7 protein-coding genes are annotated in these 18,565 nt (G+C 65.0%); 2 read left to right on the forward strand and 5 right to left on the reverse strand.

Annotated features, from left to right (window positions below):
- Nucleotides 1–70: 70 nt before the first annotated feature.
- Nucleotides 71–10,264: an autotransporter-associated beta strand repeat-containing protein gene (locus XARJCFBP2528_RS17225; protein WP_047124944.1), complete on the reverse strand. Its 10,194-nt coding sequence runs from the start codon at nt 10,262–10,264 to the stop codon at nt 71–73.
- A gap of 731 nt (nt 10,265–10,995) precedes the next feature.
- On the opposite strand from XARJCFBP2528_RS17225, the gene XARJCFBP2528_RS17230 reads away from it, so the two are divergent.
- The gene (locus XARJCFBP2528_RS17230) at nt 10,996–12,807 is read left to right on the forward strand and encodes an EAL domain-containing protein (protein WP_039814526.1); all 1,812 of its coding nucleotides are present in this window, start codon (nt 10,996–10,998) and stop codon (nt 12,805–12,807) included.
- Nucleotides 12,808–12,925: 118 nt separating this feature from the next.
- On the opposite strand, the gene XARJCFBP2528_RS17235 is transcribed toward XARJCFBP2528_RS17230, so the two are convergent.
- From XARJCFBP2528_RS17235 to XARJCFBP2528_RS17250, 4 genes are all read right to left on the reverse strand, one after another.
- Nucleotides 12,926–13,624: a DUF1349 domain-containing protein gene (locus tag XARJCFBP2528_RS17235; RefSeq protein WP_039814511.1), complete on the reverse strand. Its 699-nt coding sequence runs from the start codon at nt 13,622–13,624 to the stop codon at nt 12,926–12,928.
- Between the two features lie 136 nt (nt 13,625–13,760).
- Nucleotides 13,761–14,681 (reverse strand): M14 family metallopeptidase, encoded by a 921-nt coding sequence (locus XARJCFBP2528_RS17240; RefSeq protein WP_039814524.1) that lies wholly within the window; start codon nt 14,679–14,681, stop codon nt 13,761–13,763.
- A gap of 673 nt (nt 14,682–15,354) precedes the next feature.
- The gene (locus XARJCFBP2528_RS17245; RefSeq protein WP_039521587.1) at nt 15,355–15,612 is read right to left on the reverse strand and encodes a KGG domain-containing protein; all 258 of its coding nucleotides are present in this window, start codon (nt 15,610–15,612) and stop codon (nt 15,355–15,357) included.
- Nucleotides 15,613–15,940: 328 nt separating this feature from the next.
- Nucleotides 15,941–17,071, reverse strand: coding sequence for an NAD(P)/FAD-dependent oxidoreductase (locus tag XARJCFBP2528_RS17250; RefSeq protein WP_047124945.1), 1,131 nt, complete (start codon nt 17,069–17,071; stop codon nt 15,941–15,943).
- Nucleotides 17,072–17,303: 232 nt separating this feature from the next.
- Between XARJCFBP2528_RS17250 and XARJCFBP2528_RS17255 the strand changes: the two genes are divergently transcribed.
- The gene (locus XARJCFBP2528_RS17255) at nt 17,304–18,488 is read left to right on the forward strand and encodes a glycosyltransferase family protein (RefSeq protein WP_039527248.1); all 1,185 of its coding nucleotides are present in this window, start codon (nt 17,304–17,306) and stop codon (nt 18,486–18,488) included.
- Nucleotides 18,489–18,565 lie beyond the last annotated feature (77 nt).

Raw genomic sequence — 18,565 nt, forward strand, 5'->3', positions numbered from 1 at the left:
AGATCGGAAGGCTGCTCCGCTTAAGTGAACAGCATTACGGCAATGCCGGGGCTTTTTGGTCTGCGGTGAATCAGAAGCTCCAGCCCCAGGTGACCTGGCCGCCGTATGCGGTCTGGCCATCGCCGTTGAGTCCCTGCAACGACAAGGCCATGCGGCTGTTAGGCGAGGTGATCAGGCTGACGCCCAGTTCGCCGACCACCGCGTTCTTGGCCAGCGTGACGCTCTGCACCGAGAACTGCGAGCCGCTGCCGACAAAGCCGGCCGACCGCTCCACAGCGCGGTCGCCGAACGCATGCCGCCAACCCACCGAGGCGTACACCCCGGCCGCCGCACCCAACTGCCAACGCCCGCGTACGCCCACCGTGCTGGTGGTGTACTCGTCCTTGGCACTGTCCACCGACAGCCCGGCAACGCCGCCGCGCTCGTTGAAACCATCGGTCTTCAGATGCGTGTAGTCCGCTGCGATGAAGGGGCTGTACACCGCATTACCGGTGCGCAGTCTCCAGGCCGCCTCCACCGAGACGGTGATGGCCTTCGCATCGTAATCGCTGGTCAGCCGCTCTTCGAGCACGCCGGGCAACATCACCCGACGGCTGCTGTCCACGTTGTAGTCCGCATAGTCGACCGCAGCCTGCAGAGCGAACGCGGACCAATCGGCCTGGCCGTAGATGCCGGCATGGGTGCCATCGATATCGGAACGCTCGAAGGATTCGCGCGAGCGGGTTTCGATGTCCTGATTGCCGACCGCGACACCGATCACACTGCGCTCGCCGATACGCCGTTCTGCACCAGCCATGAGGCCGTTGTCCTCGCGTCGTACCGAGGCGGCGTTGGCATCTCCATCGACACGATTGGGCAGGCTACGGCCGGTGATCCAGACCGTGGTGTCGCCCACCCGCGCGTCCTGACTGTCGCCACGCAGATGATTGCCGATCCCGCTCAGCAGGAAGCGGCTATCCAGCAATGCGGTCGCCGTGCTGGCATGGCTTTCGCCCGACAACGATGCAAACGCGGTGCTGATCGCTTGCGGTTCGTCGGGCAGACGCACCACCGCCTGGTAGACCGGGCTGGTGGTCGGCAAGCCCTCCACGGCCGCTGCGGCAGCCTGCTGGTTTGGCACGGTGACCGCATCGACCATGGACACGGCGTTGCGGCCGAACGACACCGACAGCGCCGTGGCACTGGCGCTGAGATTCGGCGCGACGAAGGCGTAGTCGGAGACGACGTTGGTGAACTGACCGGTGAGCCCGCCAGCGGCGTTGATGACCGGAATCTCGGTAAACAACGGCAGATCCGTCGCACGCACCAGTTGCAGGGTGCTGCCCGGTGCCAGCGTGGCCGCACCGCCCACACTGATTGGTGTGACCGCGCCACCTGCGCCCGGCGTGACCTGCAAGGTGGACCCGCTGCCGAGCGTGGCATTGCCGCCGACGCTGATGGTGCCGCCGCCACCGATCGCCACGGTACCGCCCGAGCTCAGGCCACCGATGCTGCCGCTGCCGGTGAGCGTGCCGCCCGGACCCACCGTCACCGGCCCACCCAACGCGGCACCCGGATTGGCCGGGTTGCCCACGCTCAAGGCGCCTGCGGCGATCGTGGTCGGGCCGGTGAAGCCACTGCTGTTGGCGGTGACCAGCAAGGTGCCCACACCATCCTTGAGTAGACTGCCGGTACCCGACAAGGTCCCTGCGTAGGTGCCATTGGCGGTTTGCTGGAACACCAGCGCGCCGGCATTGGCGATATTGCCCTGCAGGCTGTCGGTATCGCCAATCAATGTGCCTGCATTGATCGTGGTGCCACCGAGATAGGCATTGACGCCATCCAGCGTCAACGCGCCTGCGCCGTTCTTGATCAACGTACCGCTGCCGGTGACGTTGCCGGCAAACGTGCCATCGCCGGCCTGGTCGAACACCAGTGTCGCGTTATCGACGATGTTGCCCTGCAGGCTGGTGGTGTTGCCGATCAGGCTGCCGCTGGCAATGGTGGTGCCACCGCTATAGGTATTGGGCGCAACCAGCGTCAGCGCCCCCGCTCCCTGCTTGACCACACTGCCGGTGCCGCTGACCGCGCCGGCGAACACGCCATCGGTGGCCTGATCGAACACCAGCGTGGCATTGTCGACGATGTTGCCTTGCAGGCTGGTGGTATTGCCGATCAGGCTGCCGGCGCCGATCACGGTGCCGCCGGTATAGGTGTTGGGCCCGAGCAGTTGCAGCGCGCCGGTGCCGGCCTTCTGCAGCGAGCCGGTGCCGCTGAGCGTGCCGGCATACACGCCGCCGGTGTTCTGGTTGAACACCAGTGCCGCGTTGTTGGCGATATCGCCCTGCAGGCTGGTGGTGTCGCCGATCAAGGTACCGGCCGCAATCGTGGTGCCGCCGGTGTACCCGTTCGCACCGTTGAGCAATAGTGCGCCGGCACCGTCCTTGATCACGCTGCCGGTGCCGGTGATCGAACCGGTGAATACGCCATCGGCCACCTGGTTGAACGCCAGCGTCGCGTTGTCGACGATGGCTCCCTGCAGGCTGGCGCTGTCGCCGACCAGCGTGCCGGCATTGACCGTCGTGCCGCCGGTGTAGCTGTTGCTGCCGTCCAGTGTCAGCGTGCCGGTGTTGGTCTTGATCAAGGCGCCGCTGCCGCTGATATCGCCGGCAAGCGTGAGGTCTGCCGGATTGTCGACGCTCAGCGCAGCGCCCAGGACGACCGCATTGCCCACGGTTGCGGCAACAGGGTTGGTCAGCACCGCAGCGCCGACCACCGACAAGCTGCCGGTGCCCAGCGCGTTGTTGCTGCCGATCGACAAGGTGCCATCGCTCAGCGCGGTCCCGCCGGCATAGCTGTTGTTGCCACTGAGCGTGAGCGTGGATGCACCGGCCTTGATCACGCTGCCGGCACCGCTGATGGCGCCGGTCAGGGCGAGATCGTTGCTGCCGAGCAGCGTCACCGCACCGTCGAGCACCACCGCATTGCCCACGGCCAATGCCTGGTCGGTATCGAGGCTGGTGCCGGCTGCCGCGGTCAGCGTGCCGGTGCCCAGTGCCTGCGCGTCGCCCAGCACCAGCGTGCCGCCGCCGAGCGCGGTGCCGCCGGTGTAGGTGTTGGCGGCGCTCAGCACCAGCGTGCCGGTGTCGAGTTTCTGCAGCGTACCGGTGCCGCCGACGCCCACATCAATGGTGCCGGTGACGCCGGGGTCGACCCGGATGATGGTGGTGGCCGCATTGGCGCTCAATGCACCGCCGCCGGCATCGCTCAGCACATACCCGTCGCTGACGAACTGCATGCCGGTAATGCCTTGCGTGCCCTGCACGCCTACATTGCCCGCGGTGCCGGCGAACACGGCAAAACTGTTCTGCCAGTCGCTGTTGCTCAGCCCATCGATCGAGGTCCAGTTGGTGGGGCCTGCGGCCCAGACGCCTGCGCCGCCATCGATGCTGCCATTGGCAACCGTCTGCGCACCATCCCAGAACTGCACGTTGCTGCCGGGCGCCAGCAGCACCACGTTGACCTGCTGGGCCAGCGCGGTCTGCAGCGTCAGCTGGGTGGGATCGATCGTACCGGGCAACGTGCCGATGCCCAGGCCGTTGTCGGTCAAGCCACCGCTGTAGTCGATCAGGCGGTACACACCGGTGCCGAACCCGCCGATGTCGGTGATGTTGAGCGTGCCGTCCAGAGTGAGATCGCCATTGACCGCCAACACGCCGGTCTGGCTGGGGATGCCCAGGAACGCGTCCAGCGTGGCAGTGGGAGCCAGGCTCAGGCTGCCGGTGGTCAACACTGCGCCACTGGTCACCACCAGACGGCCGCCGTCATTCACCGTGACCGCCGCATCGACCACGCCGCTGCCGCTCAAGCTGGCACCGCTGCCCACGGTCAGGCCGCCTGCACTGGCCAGCGTGCCATCCACGTCCAGCGTGCCGGCGGTGACCTGGGTGGTGCCGCCGAGCGCGCTGGTGCCGGTGAGCTGCAAGGTGCCGATGCCGACCTTGTCCAGATTGCCTGCATCGCTCAGGCTGCCGGCAAAAGTACTGCCGACGTTGTTGGCGCCAAGCTGCAGCGTGGTGCCGCCCAGCACCGCGACATTGCCCTGCCCGGTCACTGCACCCAGGGCCGCATTGCTGCCGAGCGAGAGCCCGGCACCTGCGGCAACGTCCACGGCGCTGGTGTTGCCCAACGCGCCGGGGGCGGCGGTGGCGAGCACGCCGGCCTGCACCGACACCGGGCCGGTGAACGTGTTGCCGCCGGACAAGGTCAAGGTGCCCAGGCCCGTCTTGGTCAAGGCACCCGCGCCACTCAGTACCCCGGTCAGGGCCAGATCGTCCGCGCTGGCAATGGTCAGATCGGCACCGAGATTGACCGCATTGCCCAGTGCCAGCGCAATCGCGTTGCTCAAGGTGGCATTGCCCAGCACCGACAGGCTGCCGACACCGAGCGCGGTGTTGCTGCCAACCGCCAGGGTGCCTGCGTTCAACACGCTGCCACCGACGTAGCTGTTGGCGCCGTCGAGCGTGAGCGTGGACGCGCCGTTCTTGATCAGACTGCCCGCGCCGCTGATCGGGCCGGACAAGCGCAGGTCGTTGCTGCCGACCAGGTTGACCGCGCCATCGAGCACCACCGCATTGGTGACCGCCAATGCCTGGTTGCTATCGAGGTTGGTGCCGGTTGCTGCGGTCAGGGTGCCGGTGCCCAGCGCCTGCGCGTCGCCCAGCACCAGGGTGCCGCCGCTGAGTGCGGTGCCGCCGGTATAGCTGTTGGCCGCATCGAGCACCAGCGTGCCGGTGTCGCGTTTTTCCACGCCACCGCTGCCGGAAATGGCGACATCGATGCTGGCGGTTGCACCCGGATCCACACGGATCGCGGTCAACGGCGCAGTCACAGCCAGTCCACCCGCGCCGGCATCGGTCAGCTGATAGCCATCGGTGACGAACTGCAGGCCGCCGATGCTCTGCGTCCCCACCACGCCAACGGTGGCTGCGTTGCCGGCAAAGACCGCAAAATCGCCTTGCCAGGTGCTATTGGCGCTGCCGTCCTGGCTGGTCCAGTTGGTCGCCGCACCCCAGGTTCCTGCACCGCCATCGACGGTGCCGTTGGCGGTGGTTTGCACACCATCCCAGAACTGCACGATGCTGCCCGGCGCCGTCACCACCAGGTTGAGTTGCTGGCCGATGGCGGTCTGCAGCGCGAGCTGGCTGAGATCCACGCTGCCCGGAAACAGGCCGATCGCCAGACCGTTGTTGGTGAGCAGGCCGGTGTAGTCGATCAGCCGGTACACACCCGTGCCGAACCCACCGATGTCGGTGATGTTGAGCGTGCCGTCCAGGGTGAGGTCGCCATTGACCGCGAGCAGCCGCGTATTGCTCGGCGCTGCCAATGCGACGTCCAAAAACGCACCCGGTGCCAGGGTCAGGCCACCCACGCTGAGCGAGGAGCCACTGGTCAAGGCAAGCCGGCCACCGTCGGCGATGGTCACATTGCTTGCCACGTTGCCGGTGGTGCCGGTGCCGGTCAGCGTGCCGCCCAGCGCCACGTTCAATGCACTGGTGCCCAGGGTGCCGATCACATCCAGGGTGCCGCCGCTGACCTGGGTGGCACCGCCGATCGCGCTGTTGCCGAGCAGGCGCACCGTGCCGGCGCCGACCTTGTCCAGATTGCCGCCACCGCCAAGGCTGCCGCCAAAATCGCCACCGCCCAACTGCAGCGTGCCGCCGGCATCGGTAGTGACATTGCCGGCGCCGCTGAGCGCGCTGATCAGGCCACCGTTGCTGAGATTCAGCACCGCACCTGCAGCGACATCGACGTTGCTGGCGTTGCCAAGCGACGCGGCGGTGCTGGCCACTAGCGTGCCGGCCTGGATCGCCAGCGGGCCGGTGTAGGTGTTGCTGCCATTCAAGGTCAGGGTGCCGGCACCGGTCTTGATCAAGTCGCCTGTACCGCTGATGCTGCCGCTGACCAGCATGTCCGCACCGTTGTCCACGGTGAGCGCTGCGCCAAGCGCGATGTCGTTGCCCAGCGCCACCGCAATCGCGTTGCTCAGCGCTGCATTGCCGACCACCGACAGGCTGCCGGTGCCGAGTGCATCGTTGGCGCCGACCGCAATGGTGCCGGCCGTCAAGGTGGTGCCACCGCTATAGCTGTTGCCCGCGTTGAGCGACAACGTGCTGGCGCCATTCTTGATCAGGCTGCCGGTGCCGGTGATGGCAGCGTTCAAGCCGAGATCGTTGCTGCCGACCAGCGTGAGCTGATCGTTCAACTGCACCGCATTGCCCAGCGTCAGCGCGGCAGCGGCATCCAGTTCGGCAGGGCCGCCGACCAGCAGCGCACCCACGCCCAGCGCAGCGTCGTTGCCGAGTACCACACGCCCCGCATTCAGCGCAACGCCGCCGCTGAAGGTATTGGCATTGGCCAAGGTCAGCGTGGCAGCGCCTTGCTTGTCGAGACTGCCGCTGCCGCTGACCACGCCATTGAGCGTGATGTCCTGCGTGCCAGGCAAGGTGAGTGCGCCATTCAAGGCAAGCGCATTGCCCAGCGTCACCGCGGTGCTGGCATCCAGTGTGGTGCCCGCGGCGGCGCTCAGCGTGCCCAAGCCCAGTGCCGTGTCGCTGCCGACCACCACTGCGCCGCCCTGCAGTTGCAGTCCGCCCGCCCAGGTATTGTTGCCATTGAGCGTGAGCGTTTGCGTGCCGTTCTTGATCAGGCGACCGGCGCCGTCGACCACGCCATCAAGGGTGAGGTCCTGGCCATCGATGGCGAGTTGACCGGCGACATTGACCGCGTTCTGCAAGGTCACCGCAGTGCTGGCAGTGAGCTGTGTGCCATCAGCAGCGGTGAGCGCGCCGGTGCCGAGTGCGCTGTCGCTGCCGACCGACAGGATGCCGGTGTCGAGCAAGGTGCCGCCGGTATAGACGTTGTTGCCGGTGAGGGTCAGCGCACCGGCGCCCTGCTTGATCAGGCTGCCTGCGCCACTGACGATGCCGGTGACGCCCAGATCGTTGTTGCCGGTGAGCGAAAGCGCACCGTTGAGTACCACAGCGTTGCCGATCGTGGTCGCGGCGGTGGCCTGCAGCTGCGTGCCATCGGCAGCGGTCAGCGCCCCGGTGCCGATGGCTGCGCCGTCGCCGATCAGCAGCGCGCCTGCATTGAGATCTACGCCACCGGCAAAACTGTTCGGTCCAGCCAGCGTCAATGCAGCATTGCCGTCCTTGACCACGCCACCCACGCCACTGACCGCACCGGTGAGGGTGAGATCCTGGCTGCCGCCGAGCTGCAGGTCCGCTTCCAGCGCAACGTTGTTGGCGAGCACGCGTGCGGCGGTGCTGTCGAGCAGTCCGCCGCCGACGGTCAGGGTGCCAAGACCCAAGGCGGTGTCGCTGCCCAGGATCAGGCTGCCTGCACTCAGGCGCGTGCCGCCGGTGTAGCTGTTGTTGCCGGCCAGGGTCAGGCTGGCGGGCCCCAGCTTGTCCAGGCTGCCCACGCCGGTGATGGCGCCGGTAAGCGTGAGCGCGTTGCTGCCACCCACATTGACCAGGCCTGCCAATGCAATGGCATTGGCCAGCGTGCTGACAGTTGCATTGTCCAGGGTGGTACCGGCTGCTGCGCTCAGCGCGCCAACACCGAGCGCGGTGTCGCTGCCTACCGTCAGCTTGCCGGCGCTGAGCGTGGTGCCGCCGCTGTACAGATTGTTGCCGCTCAGCGTGAGGTCGCCGGTGCCGGATTTGATCAGGCTCCCGGTGCCGCTGATCGCGCCACTCAGTGTCAGTGCTTGCGCCCCGCTGAGTGTCAGCGCACCTGGAGTCAACGCGATCGCGTTGCTCAACGAGGTGGCCGCCGTGTTTTGCAGGGCCGCATTGCCGGTGACGTTCAACGCACCCGTGCCCAGCGCGGTGCCGCTGGCCACCTGCAAGATGCCGGCATTGAGGTTGGTGCCGCCGGCATAGGTGTTCAGGCCACTCAGGGTCAAGCTGCCGGTGCCGAGCTTGTTCAACGCACCGGTGCCGCCAATGGCGCCGGTCAGGTTCAAGGCATTGCCGCTGCTGCCCACGCCCAAGCTACCGGTGAGTGCAATCGTGTTGCCCAGGGTTGCCGCAGCGGTGGCATCCAGCTCGCCGCCGCTTGCGGTCAGGGTGCCGGTGCCCAGTGCCGCGTTCGAGCCCACCACCAGGCGCCCGGTACTCAAGCTGGTGCCACCGGTGTAGGCGTTGTTACCGGTCAGGGTGAGGTCGCCCGCGCCGCTCTTGATCAGGCTGCCGCCGCCGTTGATGGCACCGCTCAATGTCAGCGCCTGCGCGCCGGTCCAGTTCAAGGGTCCGCCAAGGCTGATGCCGTTGGCCACCGTCAGTGGCGTACTGCTGCTGAGGTTGGACGCGCCGGTGACGTTCAGGCCGCCGCTTCCCAGTGCCGAGGCACTGCCCAGTTGCAAGGTGCCCGATGCCAGCGTGGTTCCGCCAGCGTAGGTGTTGGCGCCGTTGAGCGCGAGCGTGCCGGTGCCGGTCTTGTTGACACCACCCGCACCGGCAAGCGTACCGGTCAGGGTCAGCGCATTGCCGCTGGCACCCAGGCCCAGCGTATTGGTCAAGGCAACATTGTTGGCCAGGGTCAGTGGAGCGCTGGTATCCAGCTGCCCACCGGCGGCTGTCACCGTGCCCGCTCCGAGCGCAGTGTTGGTTTCGATCAGCAGCGTCCCCGCACCCAGCGTCGTGCCGCCTGCGTAGGTATTGCTGCCGCCCAGGCTGAGCGTGCCGGTGCCGATCTTGTTCAGCGCTCCGGCGCCGCTGATGCCGCCGCCGAGTCGCAGGTTATTGGCACCGCCGATGCCGATGAAATCGTTGAGCACGAACGCGTTCGGCAAGTCGACCGCCGCACTGGAAAGCACGCTGCCGGCAGATACGTTGACGGTGCCTGTTCCCAGTGCGCCATTGGTGCCAACGGTCACTGAGCCGCCGAGCAGGTTGACGCCACCGCTGAAGGTATTGCTGCCGGTCAGGCCCAACGCACCGGTCCCGGTCTTGGTCAGCGCACCGGTGCCGATGATGGGGCTGGCAACGATCAGGGCATTGGCGCCCTGCAAGGTCAAGCCACCTGTTCCCAAGGTGATGCCGCCGGCAGGCGACAGGCTCAGGCCGGCGGCCGTCGCCTCCAGCGCACCGCCGTTGGCGGTGATGGCAGTGCCTAGCTGCGCAGGATTGGCAAACTGCAGTACGCCGCCATTGAGCGCGCTGCTGCCGAAGTTGCTTCCGCCGCCCACCGACCAGGTGCCGCTGTTGACGCGCAGGCTGCCGAAATTGATGTACTGCGCGGTGCTGAGTGTTCCGACGCCGGTGCTGCCGCTGCCAGTGCCGGTGGCCGAATTCTGCAGGATCAGCGTATTGGTGCCGCCTGCGCCGCCATCCACCACACCGGTCTGCGCAAAGCTCAGCAAGCCACCCGGCCCAAGCAGTTCGAGCGCGAGCCCGCCGCCGCTGTTGACGCTGCCGCCAGTCACCGCCGTGAAGCTGTTGGTGCTGCCCGCCCCCATCGACACGCTGCCGTTGATGCTGCCGGCGTTGACGAAGCTGTTGCCGGTGGCCGAACTCTGGAAGCCCACACGCCCGTTGATGGTGCCGGTGTTGACCGCATTGACGGTACCGCCGCCGCTGACCGCAATCACCGGCGTATCCGCACTCAGGACCGACAGGTTCAACAATGCACGGCTATCGATCAGGCCGGCATTGTTGATCTGCACGACGCCATTGCTGGCCGAGGTGATGCCAAGCGCCATGCCGGCGAGATTGAGCAGGTTCGCCCCCAGCAGGCCGCCGGTGCCGTAAATCGCGCCGGTGGCGAGATTATTGGCGGTCACCGTGGTGGAACTGGCGTTGCCCATGGTGACGCCGGTGCTCAACACCGACAACAGGCCGAGCACCGAGGGATCGATCGTACCGCTGTTGTTGAGCGTGGCATTGGTGCCGGTGAGCGCAATGGCGGTTCCACCCAGCAGCCCGGCGGTCATTTGCGTGCCAGCCGCAACATTGATGGTCAGGTTGTTTGCGTTGCTTGCGAAGCTGTTGCTGGTGATTGGCAGCCCTGTGCAGGTGACGGTCGCACCCGCTGCGGGGAGCGCAGGTGTGCATGCCCCCCAGGCCAGCATCGGTGCGGCGGCTCCCACCGCCAGGACGACCAGGCTCGCCACACTGCGGCGGGTTGAACCGGGCTTACGCCGCCGACGTACCAGCTCGTGCGTCACCACCCAATTGCCAATCGCCGCGTTCCAGACCAGCGCAAATGCACGATTCATTTTATTCCCCCTGTATCGCCGTGCAGAGACTCACGCACACACACACGCGCTCTCCAACAGCAGAAAGTTGATTTACTGTCGAGTCGGTTTAAAACAGCTTTTGCCGTGCCAACCGGTATCGCCTACGGATGAGGACGTTTAATACCATTCCCTGCGGATAATATTGGGAGATTAATAGGCAAAGCGCCATGCATGAAACTGTGCTGAATATCACTAACCACAAAACTATCCATGACACACGTCGAAACTGTCGACTGGTTTGCTCGTGCCTGTCAGTATTATCGTGCCACCTCATGCGGCAGGCGCCGCAGATCATGCGCGGCAGGCTTCAAGTAAAAAATGGCATAATTCAGCTATAAAGCCGAATATGATTGGATGAGGCCGAATGAGTTAAAGCGATCTGATGCGGTAATATTGATGTTAGCGAGCCGAACCATTTCGACTACAACTTTTGTGTGGAATGCTGCGGCGCAGGAATGAATCCCCGATCTTTTCAGTGCCGTTATTTGTTTTAATGAGCCCGCTTTCACTATTAAGACCACCACCAACTGTCGACACCGTTCATTGATTGCGGTATTTGTGTTCAGCCACTCCGCCTGTCCATTTTATTGTCGCGTTCGATAGCCTGCGATGGAGTTTATTGAGGAGGCCGGCTTATTCGAAAAGGTTTTAGTGCCCGATGATCGTCACCTGTCGATGACCTCGGTTTGTTTCTAGTAGCCATGCAGTGTGTGATCTTCAACACGGAATCTGACGACATGACGCTTGCTTTGGATACCAAACGGCAGGAACAGCACTTCGACTGGTCGGGTGTGCCGATCGACCTGGGTGGCATGGAGCCGCTCGATCAGATCGCGCGTCTGCTGTGCCATGCACTGGTTGCGCCTGCGGCCGCACTGACCATCGTCGAGGGCGGCCGCGTGCGCGTGCTGGCGGCGCGCGGCATCAGTGCCGCCCATGTCGAGCAAGCCATCGAATTGTGCCGGCATGCGTCTACTGCGCCCAACGGCGTGACGGAGCTGATCGAACCTGCCGCCCTTGCCCCGATCCAGCTGGGCGACGCCGCCTTCCCGGGCTTGCCGGCGCGCTTTATTGCCTGCGTTCCTGTGGGTGCACCGCAGACCGGCGTCTCCGGCACCCTGTGCGTGATCGATACGCGCGAGCGTCGCCTGGCCAACCAGGAACACCAACAGTTGTTGATGTTCGCCAATGTGGCAGCCGCGCAGCTGGAACTGCAATTCGGCGCCGGGCGGCGCGAACCGCACAGCGGCCTGCTCAATGCACGCCAGCTGCAGTCGGACCTGGATGCCCTCGCCTTTGGCAGCCACTGTGTGCCGACCATCGCCGCCTTCATCGAGGTCTACGACACCCAGGCGGCCAATGAAGCACGTCAGGCGCTGGGCATGCAGCCGCTGGAAGAACTGGTGCGCCATGCCAGCTACGTGCTGACGCGCGCACTCCGCGGCAAGGCCACGGTCTATCACGTGGCACCGATGCGTTTCGCGTTTTTTCTGTTGAATTCCGCGCCCGACGAGATGGAAGACCTGTTGCTCGATCTGCGCGACATGTTGCATGCACCGATGGATGCGGCCGGCATCCCCATGTCTTTGACCTTCCATGCCGGTGTGGTGCGCTTTGCGCCGCAGCAACCGGACACCAACGATGTCATGCGCAAGGGGCTGGTGGCGCTGGGCGATGCGATCAGCAATCACGCCATCGTGTGCTGGTACAGCGCCTCCCACGACGATGCGATCCAGCGCTCGTACCGGTTGGCGCTGGATGCCGAAAAGGCGCTGGAAGCCGGCGATTTCCGCCTGGTGTTCCAGCCCAGGATCAATCTTGAAGACTTGTCGGTGACCGGCTTCGAGGCGCTGTTGCGCTGGCGGCATGCCAACCTCGGCCCGATCGGCCCGGATGAATTCATCCCCTTGTTCGAAAAGACCGCCTTGATGTGCACCGTCACCAATTGGGTGATCGAAAACGCGCTGGTGCACTTGGCCAGCTGGCGTGCGCAGGGGCTGGATTTCTCCATGTCGATCAATCTGTCTTCGCGCGACTTCGGCAACCGCAATCTCGCCGCAGACGTCATCCAACGTTGCAGGGAACTGGCCATTCCCACCCATCGCATCGAGCTGGAGATCACCGAGGGCCGCTGGTTGCGCAGCAATGTCGAGGCCGTGCCCCGGCTGCGCACCCTGCGTGACGCCGGGGTCAGTGTGGCCATCGACGACTTCGGCACCGGCTACAGCAACTTCGGTTATCTCACCGAGCTGCCGGTCAACGTGCTCAAGCTCGATCGATCGCTGGTGACCGGGATCGCCAACAAGGCCGGCATGCAGCTGCGCGCCGAGGCGGTGGTACGTCTGGCCAGTGCACTGGGATATCGCACCGTGGCAGAAGGCATCGAACACGCCGACGAAATTGCGCTGCTGCGCAGTTGGGGATGCGATGAAGCGCAGGGCTATCTGCTGGCCCGGCCGATGGAAGCGGAGCTGGTGGCGGCCTATGTGGCAAGCGCGGTGGCCGAACAGCGCTTGCCGTGATGCGATCTGCCCGAGTAGGCGCGTGCGTCGTCCTTGATCGACTCACACAGCGCCGCCCTCGCCGCCTGCAGTGATACGCGTGGCAACGCAGCGCGCACGCTGCATTGCCACGCGGCCATTAACTGAGATCGTGCAGGTCCTTGCCCAGCGGCGGACCTAGCGTCCAGTCGGAAAACCGCACCTTCAGCCCGGCACGCTCCGGCGTGCAGCACATCGGTCCGACCTGGTACGCGTCGGCGACGGGAAACGGGCAGAGCCTGACCAGCGGCCAGGTCCGGCCATCGGCCGATACCTGCAGACGGAGGACGCCGTCTGCAACGGTGGCGCGTATCCAGAAGTCCTTGGGGTCGGCCTCGTAAGGGCCGGTCGCCCAATCCGAGACAGGGTTGGTCAACACGCTGCTGAGCATGGCACGCCCATCGCTTAGCTCGATGCCCGCCTTGACCCAGTGCTGCTCGTCCACGCGCACCATGATGCCGGCCTGATCGTAGAGCGACTCGTATTGCGCACGCACCCGCAACTGTGCAGTGAAGCGCGCTGCGGCGGTGATACCGAGAAAATGCCCGCTATCGCGCGTGAATCCGTAATGCGTCTTGCGCCAGAAATCGGTGGCCTTGTCGGTGACCACGTCCAAGGTGCCGCCGCTGATTGCGACGGTCTGTGGCCGATTGAGCCAGCTGCCATCCTGCCACTGCGTGTCCTGCGCCATCGTGCTCTCCGTGTTGGGTTGCCTGGCAAGCACACCGCCGCTGATGGCCATTCCCATCGCGCCGCCCAGCAGGCGTCTGCGTGCACCGTCTATCGCATCGTGGGTCATTCGGGGTCGTCCATGCGTGCGCTTGAAGAACTGCATAGTCTAGCCGTGCGGTGGCTCAGGGCATGCATGCGTGGGCCGTGCTGCAGATGGCTGGCATCGCCGCGACGCCAGCGTCGATCTGGCGCCAGCCCATGCGTCAGCGCTGTGCGAGCGCGTAGTCCAGCGCCGCGCAGATCGCAGCCACCTGCGCGGCGTTGCACTGCGCGGGCGTTGCGCGCGGGCTGTCCGGATACACCTCGGTGGTGGTGCGATAACGTGCGTCGGTGACGCCCGCGCACAGGCCCAGATGCCGCACCGGGTAGTTGATGACGCCAGGAGCGACCACCGCTGCGCCGATGATCTGGCCGTTCGCGTCGGCAGGTGCGATATGGGTGAGCTCGGCGACGGCGGCAACGATTGCCTGCTGAAACTGCGGTTGCGGATCGTCGCTATCGCCCACCAGGTAAAACCCATCGGGAATGCTGCCGGGCACGAAATCGACGCCGTCACGCGCGGCCAGGGCCGGGCGAAATTCGCTCTCGTCGCTGTCGGTGGTTTCGTGCAGATCGATATGCACAAGCATCTGTCCGGCCACTGGGGCGACCAACTGCATCAAGGCCGCCGACTCGGCGGCGGGGCTGTCCGGCCGAAACGCACGATTGGGGTCGATGGCATCGGCATTCCAGCGCTGGACCCGCTCGTAGCCCCACGGATTGACGCAGGGCACCACCAGCAGATTGAGCTTGCCTGCGTAGGCCGCCGCGCGTTGCTGCAGGAACTGCAGTGCGCCCTGCACGCCGCTGGTTTCATAGCCATGCACGCCACCGGTCACCAGCGCGCAAGGTAAGCCGGCGTTCCACTGCGCGCTGCGCAGCGCCATCAACGGATACTGCTCGGCTGCCGCCTGGATCGTCCCGTAATGCACACGCTCATAGCTGGCATCCAGTGCATCGATGACCTGCACCACATCGTCGGCATGACTGCGCTGACGCAGCTGACGTGCCCGCCATGCGGCGCGCTCCGCCTCGCCCCAGGGCTGTTGTGGAGTGCCGATCGGATACGCCATGCGTTCTGTCATTACCGGTGCCGTCCATTGAAAGACGGCCAGGGTAAGCGCTGCGCGCCGGGCGGTCCATTCGGCGGCAGATGCGATGATGGTGACGACCCGTAAGGTCGAGCCCGGTTGCTGCTGGCCCTCAAATTTGCCTGTCAACCAGGCTGTGTCGGCATCGAGCGCGATACCGCTTTGCATAAGGATTGCCGCAACTGTGGCCGCGGTTGGGCCTGCCCCATTCGCTGACCCGGTTTCAATGTTGGGCAGTCGAGGGGGTCAACGCAGGCGAGCTGCCATGCAATGGCATCCCTAAGCCTTCCACCGAACGCGCTTGGCTCCTACTCCATCTGCCGGCTTTGCAACTCTGCAGTGGATGCAAATCCTGCATTCCCCTGGGTAGGTGCACCAGGCAATCGCGAAATATTTCCCTGCAATCGATAGCGTGCGTGCGACAACGAGTGAAAAAACTTCCGATCTCGTCGTGATGCATTGCACATCAATATCTTTATCAGGTCTCAATCAATCCAGGCAACGCACAAGCAGATCGAAAACAACATGTCGCTGCAATCGATTGTTCCAGACATGCTGTCAACACTGCGGACGGCTCCGCAAAACGAAGCAGGCCCCGCACATGGCGTGCAGGGCCTGCAGTCCGCTGCAGCAAGAACGGCGCGCCAGATGCGCGCCGCACTCTTGCCTAGACGGCCTCTTCCTGAGGTTTGGCCTGCTTGGAACGCCCACCCTTGCTGCCGATCCGCGACATATGATCGCGATCGCGGCTGACGGCCTGGCCGCCCTTGCGGCCAGCTTCGCGTGCTTCGTCGCTGGTGAATTCGTGCGCGTTGCCGCTGGCATGTGCTGCCTTGCCGCCGCTGCTCGCCAACACGCGGCGCTTTTCAGGATCCAATGCGGCAAAACCGCGCCGGCTACGAGTATTGCTTTGTCCGTCTTCCACTGTGCCTCCTCTCGATGCGTCGATCACGCCACTGGTAGGAGGGGTAACGCAACTATCGTGCCAACCCGTAAAGCCCTGGCAGGCGGCGCCACGCCGCACGCTGCAGGAAAAAACAGCTGCGCTCGCTGTGCAAATCTTGCACTCCTGCCTTGCGCAGGCTGATGTTGCGCACGCGACGCACCGATAGCGCTACCAACGCAGCCGCATGAACCACCTGCCCATGCGGCCGCCGCCGGCAGCACCCAGGCATGCAGCATCGTCAGATCGATCGATGCCTGGCTCGCCCAATGCGTCAGCGAACCGCAACCAGGCGCAAGGTCCGGCGATGTCAGACCGGCAGCGTAGTGGCGCTGCGCCCTGCAGCCATCAATGCGGCCACATGCCGCGCGATGCTCAGGCAGCAGGTCGAGCCTGGCGACTCGATCCCGAACAGGTTTACCAGACCGGCGATGCCGTGCATGGACGGACCGTCGATACGGAAATCGGCCGCCGCCTCGCCCGGCCCGCTGATCTTCGGTCGCACACCGCAATAGCCGGGCTGCAAAGCGCCGTCCGGCAGGCCAGGCCAGTAACGCCGGATCGCTGCGGCAAAACGCGCCGCATGCGCTGGCTCGCAGTGATAGTCGGGCTGCGCGACCCACTCCACGTCGGGGCCGAAGCGCGCACGCCCATGCAGATCCAGCGTGAGATGCACACCCAGGCCGCCAGGTTCGGGCATGGGGTAGATCAACTGCTGGAAGGGCGAGCGCCCCGCCAGGGTGAAGTAGCTGCCCTTGGCGAAATAGCCGCGCACCTGTGCATGCGCAGGCAGGCCATCGATCCGCGCGGCCAGTGGCGGCGCACCATGACCAGCCGCGTTCACCAGCCAGGCGCAGGTCAGCCTTGCCGGCGCCTGGCCCGCGACGCTTACGCGCAAGCCCTGCGCAAGCGGCTCGACCTGCACGACTGGTGCGCGCAGCGCCACGGTGGCGCCATGCGCTTCGGCATCGCCCTGCAACGCCAGCATCAGCGCATGGCTGTCGATGATGCCGGTGGCGGTGGATTCCAGCGCCGCCACGCATCGCAAGGCGGGTTCACGGGCCTGTACCTGCGAAGCGTCGAGCGGCAGCAAGCCGTGCGCGCCGCTGGCGATGGCACTGCGGTGCAACTGCTCGAGCTGGTCGCGCTGTGCGTGGTCGCAGGCGATGATCAATTTGCCACAGCGCCGATGCGGCACGTGGCGCTGTTCGCAATACGCATACAACAGCGGATTGCCGCTGATGCACAGCTGCGCTTTCAAGGAACCGGCCGGATAGTAAAGCCCGGCATGAATCACCTCGCTGTTGCGTGCGCTGCTGCCGGTGCCGATGGCACCTTCGGATTCCAGCACCAGCACCTCGTGCCCTCGCATCGCCAGCTCGCGCGCAATTGCCAGCCCCACCACTCCGGCACCTATCACGATGCACTCGACGTCTTGCATGGCCGCTCTCACACGATGGCCGATCAGTCTATCCGCACACTAGAACGCGCAGGATTGTCGCGACCGTTATCACTGTTTTCTCACTATCCAGCTCTATATTCAGCTGAAGCATGACGTAAATCACGTTATTCAACGCCGACAGACGTTTTCCGAATTTTGCGGTGTGCATTCTTCCCCCACCCGAGCGCCCCGTCGCGTCCGGTTCGAAGCTGCAATCACCGAAGGAGTTTGAATGGACGCAACGCGTTCGGTCCTGCTTGCCTCCAATTACGAGGCATGGCCAGAGGCCTTCAATGGGCAGGCATATGCATTGCTCAACGTGGTCCGCAGTCTGGAACACGCGCAGCTGTTGTGCCCGCCCGCGGCCGATTACACCCGCGGGCGCGGCGTCAATCCCGGCGTGTCGTATCTGCTCAACGAACTCAAATACCGCAGTGTCTCTGCGCTGCAGCGGCTGAGCGGGCAACCTGCGCTCTCCAACGCACAGCCACGGGTGGTCGAACAGGACTATGACCTGTTCTTCTACGTGTGCCAGTTCCCCAGGGAATTGAGCACGCTGGGGCGCATGAAGGGATGGCGCGAGCGCTGCCGTACCCGCGTGGTGTACCTGCTGGAAACCTGGCCGGAATTGCTGGAATCGCAGAAGGCCGAGTTGAAACTGCTGGACCAGTTCGACCATGTGTTCGTACTCAATGCCAGTTGCGTCGATGCGCTGCGGAGCTATACCAGCACGCCGGTCTCGTTTCTGGCCAGCGCCTGCGACACCCTGCTGGCAACGCCATTGCCGCGGCCGCCGCAGCGCTGCATCGACGTGGTCAGCATCGGCCGGCGCATGCCGCAGGTGCACGCGCAGTTGCTTGCGCATGCACAGGCCAACCCGGATTTTTTCTATCTGCACGATGTGCTGCGCGGTGGCGCGGTGCAGGACTGGGCTGCCCATCGGCTGCAGTCGGCAACCATGATCAAGCGCGCCAAGTTCTTCATGGCGCACGACTTCGTGGTCGACACCCAAGGATTTTTCAAGGGTGTGAAAAAACAGGCGCTGGCAACGCGCTATTTCGAAGGCGCCGCCGGAGGTGCGGTGATTCTGGGCTCCGCACAGGCATGCCCGGAGTTTGCCGAGCACTTCGATTGGGAAGATGCAGTGATCGAGCTGCCGGCCGATGGCAAGGAGATTGGCCTGTTCCTGCGCGATCTGGAGCAGCAGACCGACCGATTGGAGTGTGCCCGCCTGCACAACGCCGTGCAGTGCCTGCGACGGCACGACTGGGCACACCGATGGGCGCAGATCCTGCAGACGCTGCAGCTGCCGCGCCCGCCACTGATGGCCGAGCGCTTTGCCATGCTCGACAACTTGGCCACGATGGCCGAACAGACCGCCTGCCCGCCGGCGATTGCGCTGAGCATGACTGCCTAGCGCTCCATCGCACTGCGCCGAGTCACCGGCGCGTCAGTTCAAGGAATCGCAATGAAAGCAGTCATTCTGGCGGGCGG

Origin of the sequence: Xanthomonas arboricola pv. juglandis (genome assembly GCF_001013475.1) — a bacterium.
Lineage (GTDB): Bacteria > Pseudomonadota > Gammaproteobacteria > Xanthomonadales > Xanthomonadaceae > Xanthomonas > Xanthomonas arboricola.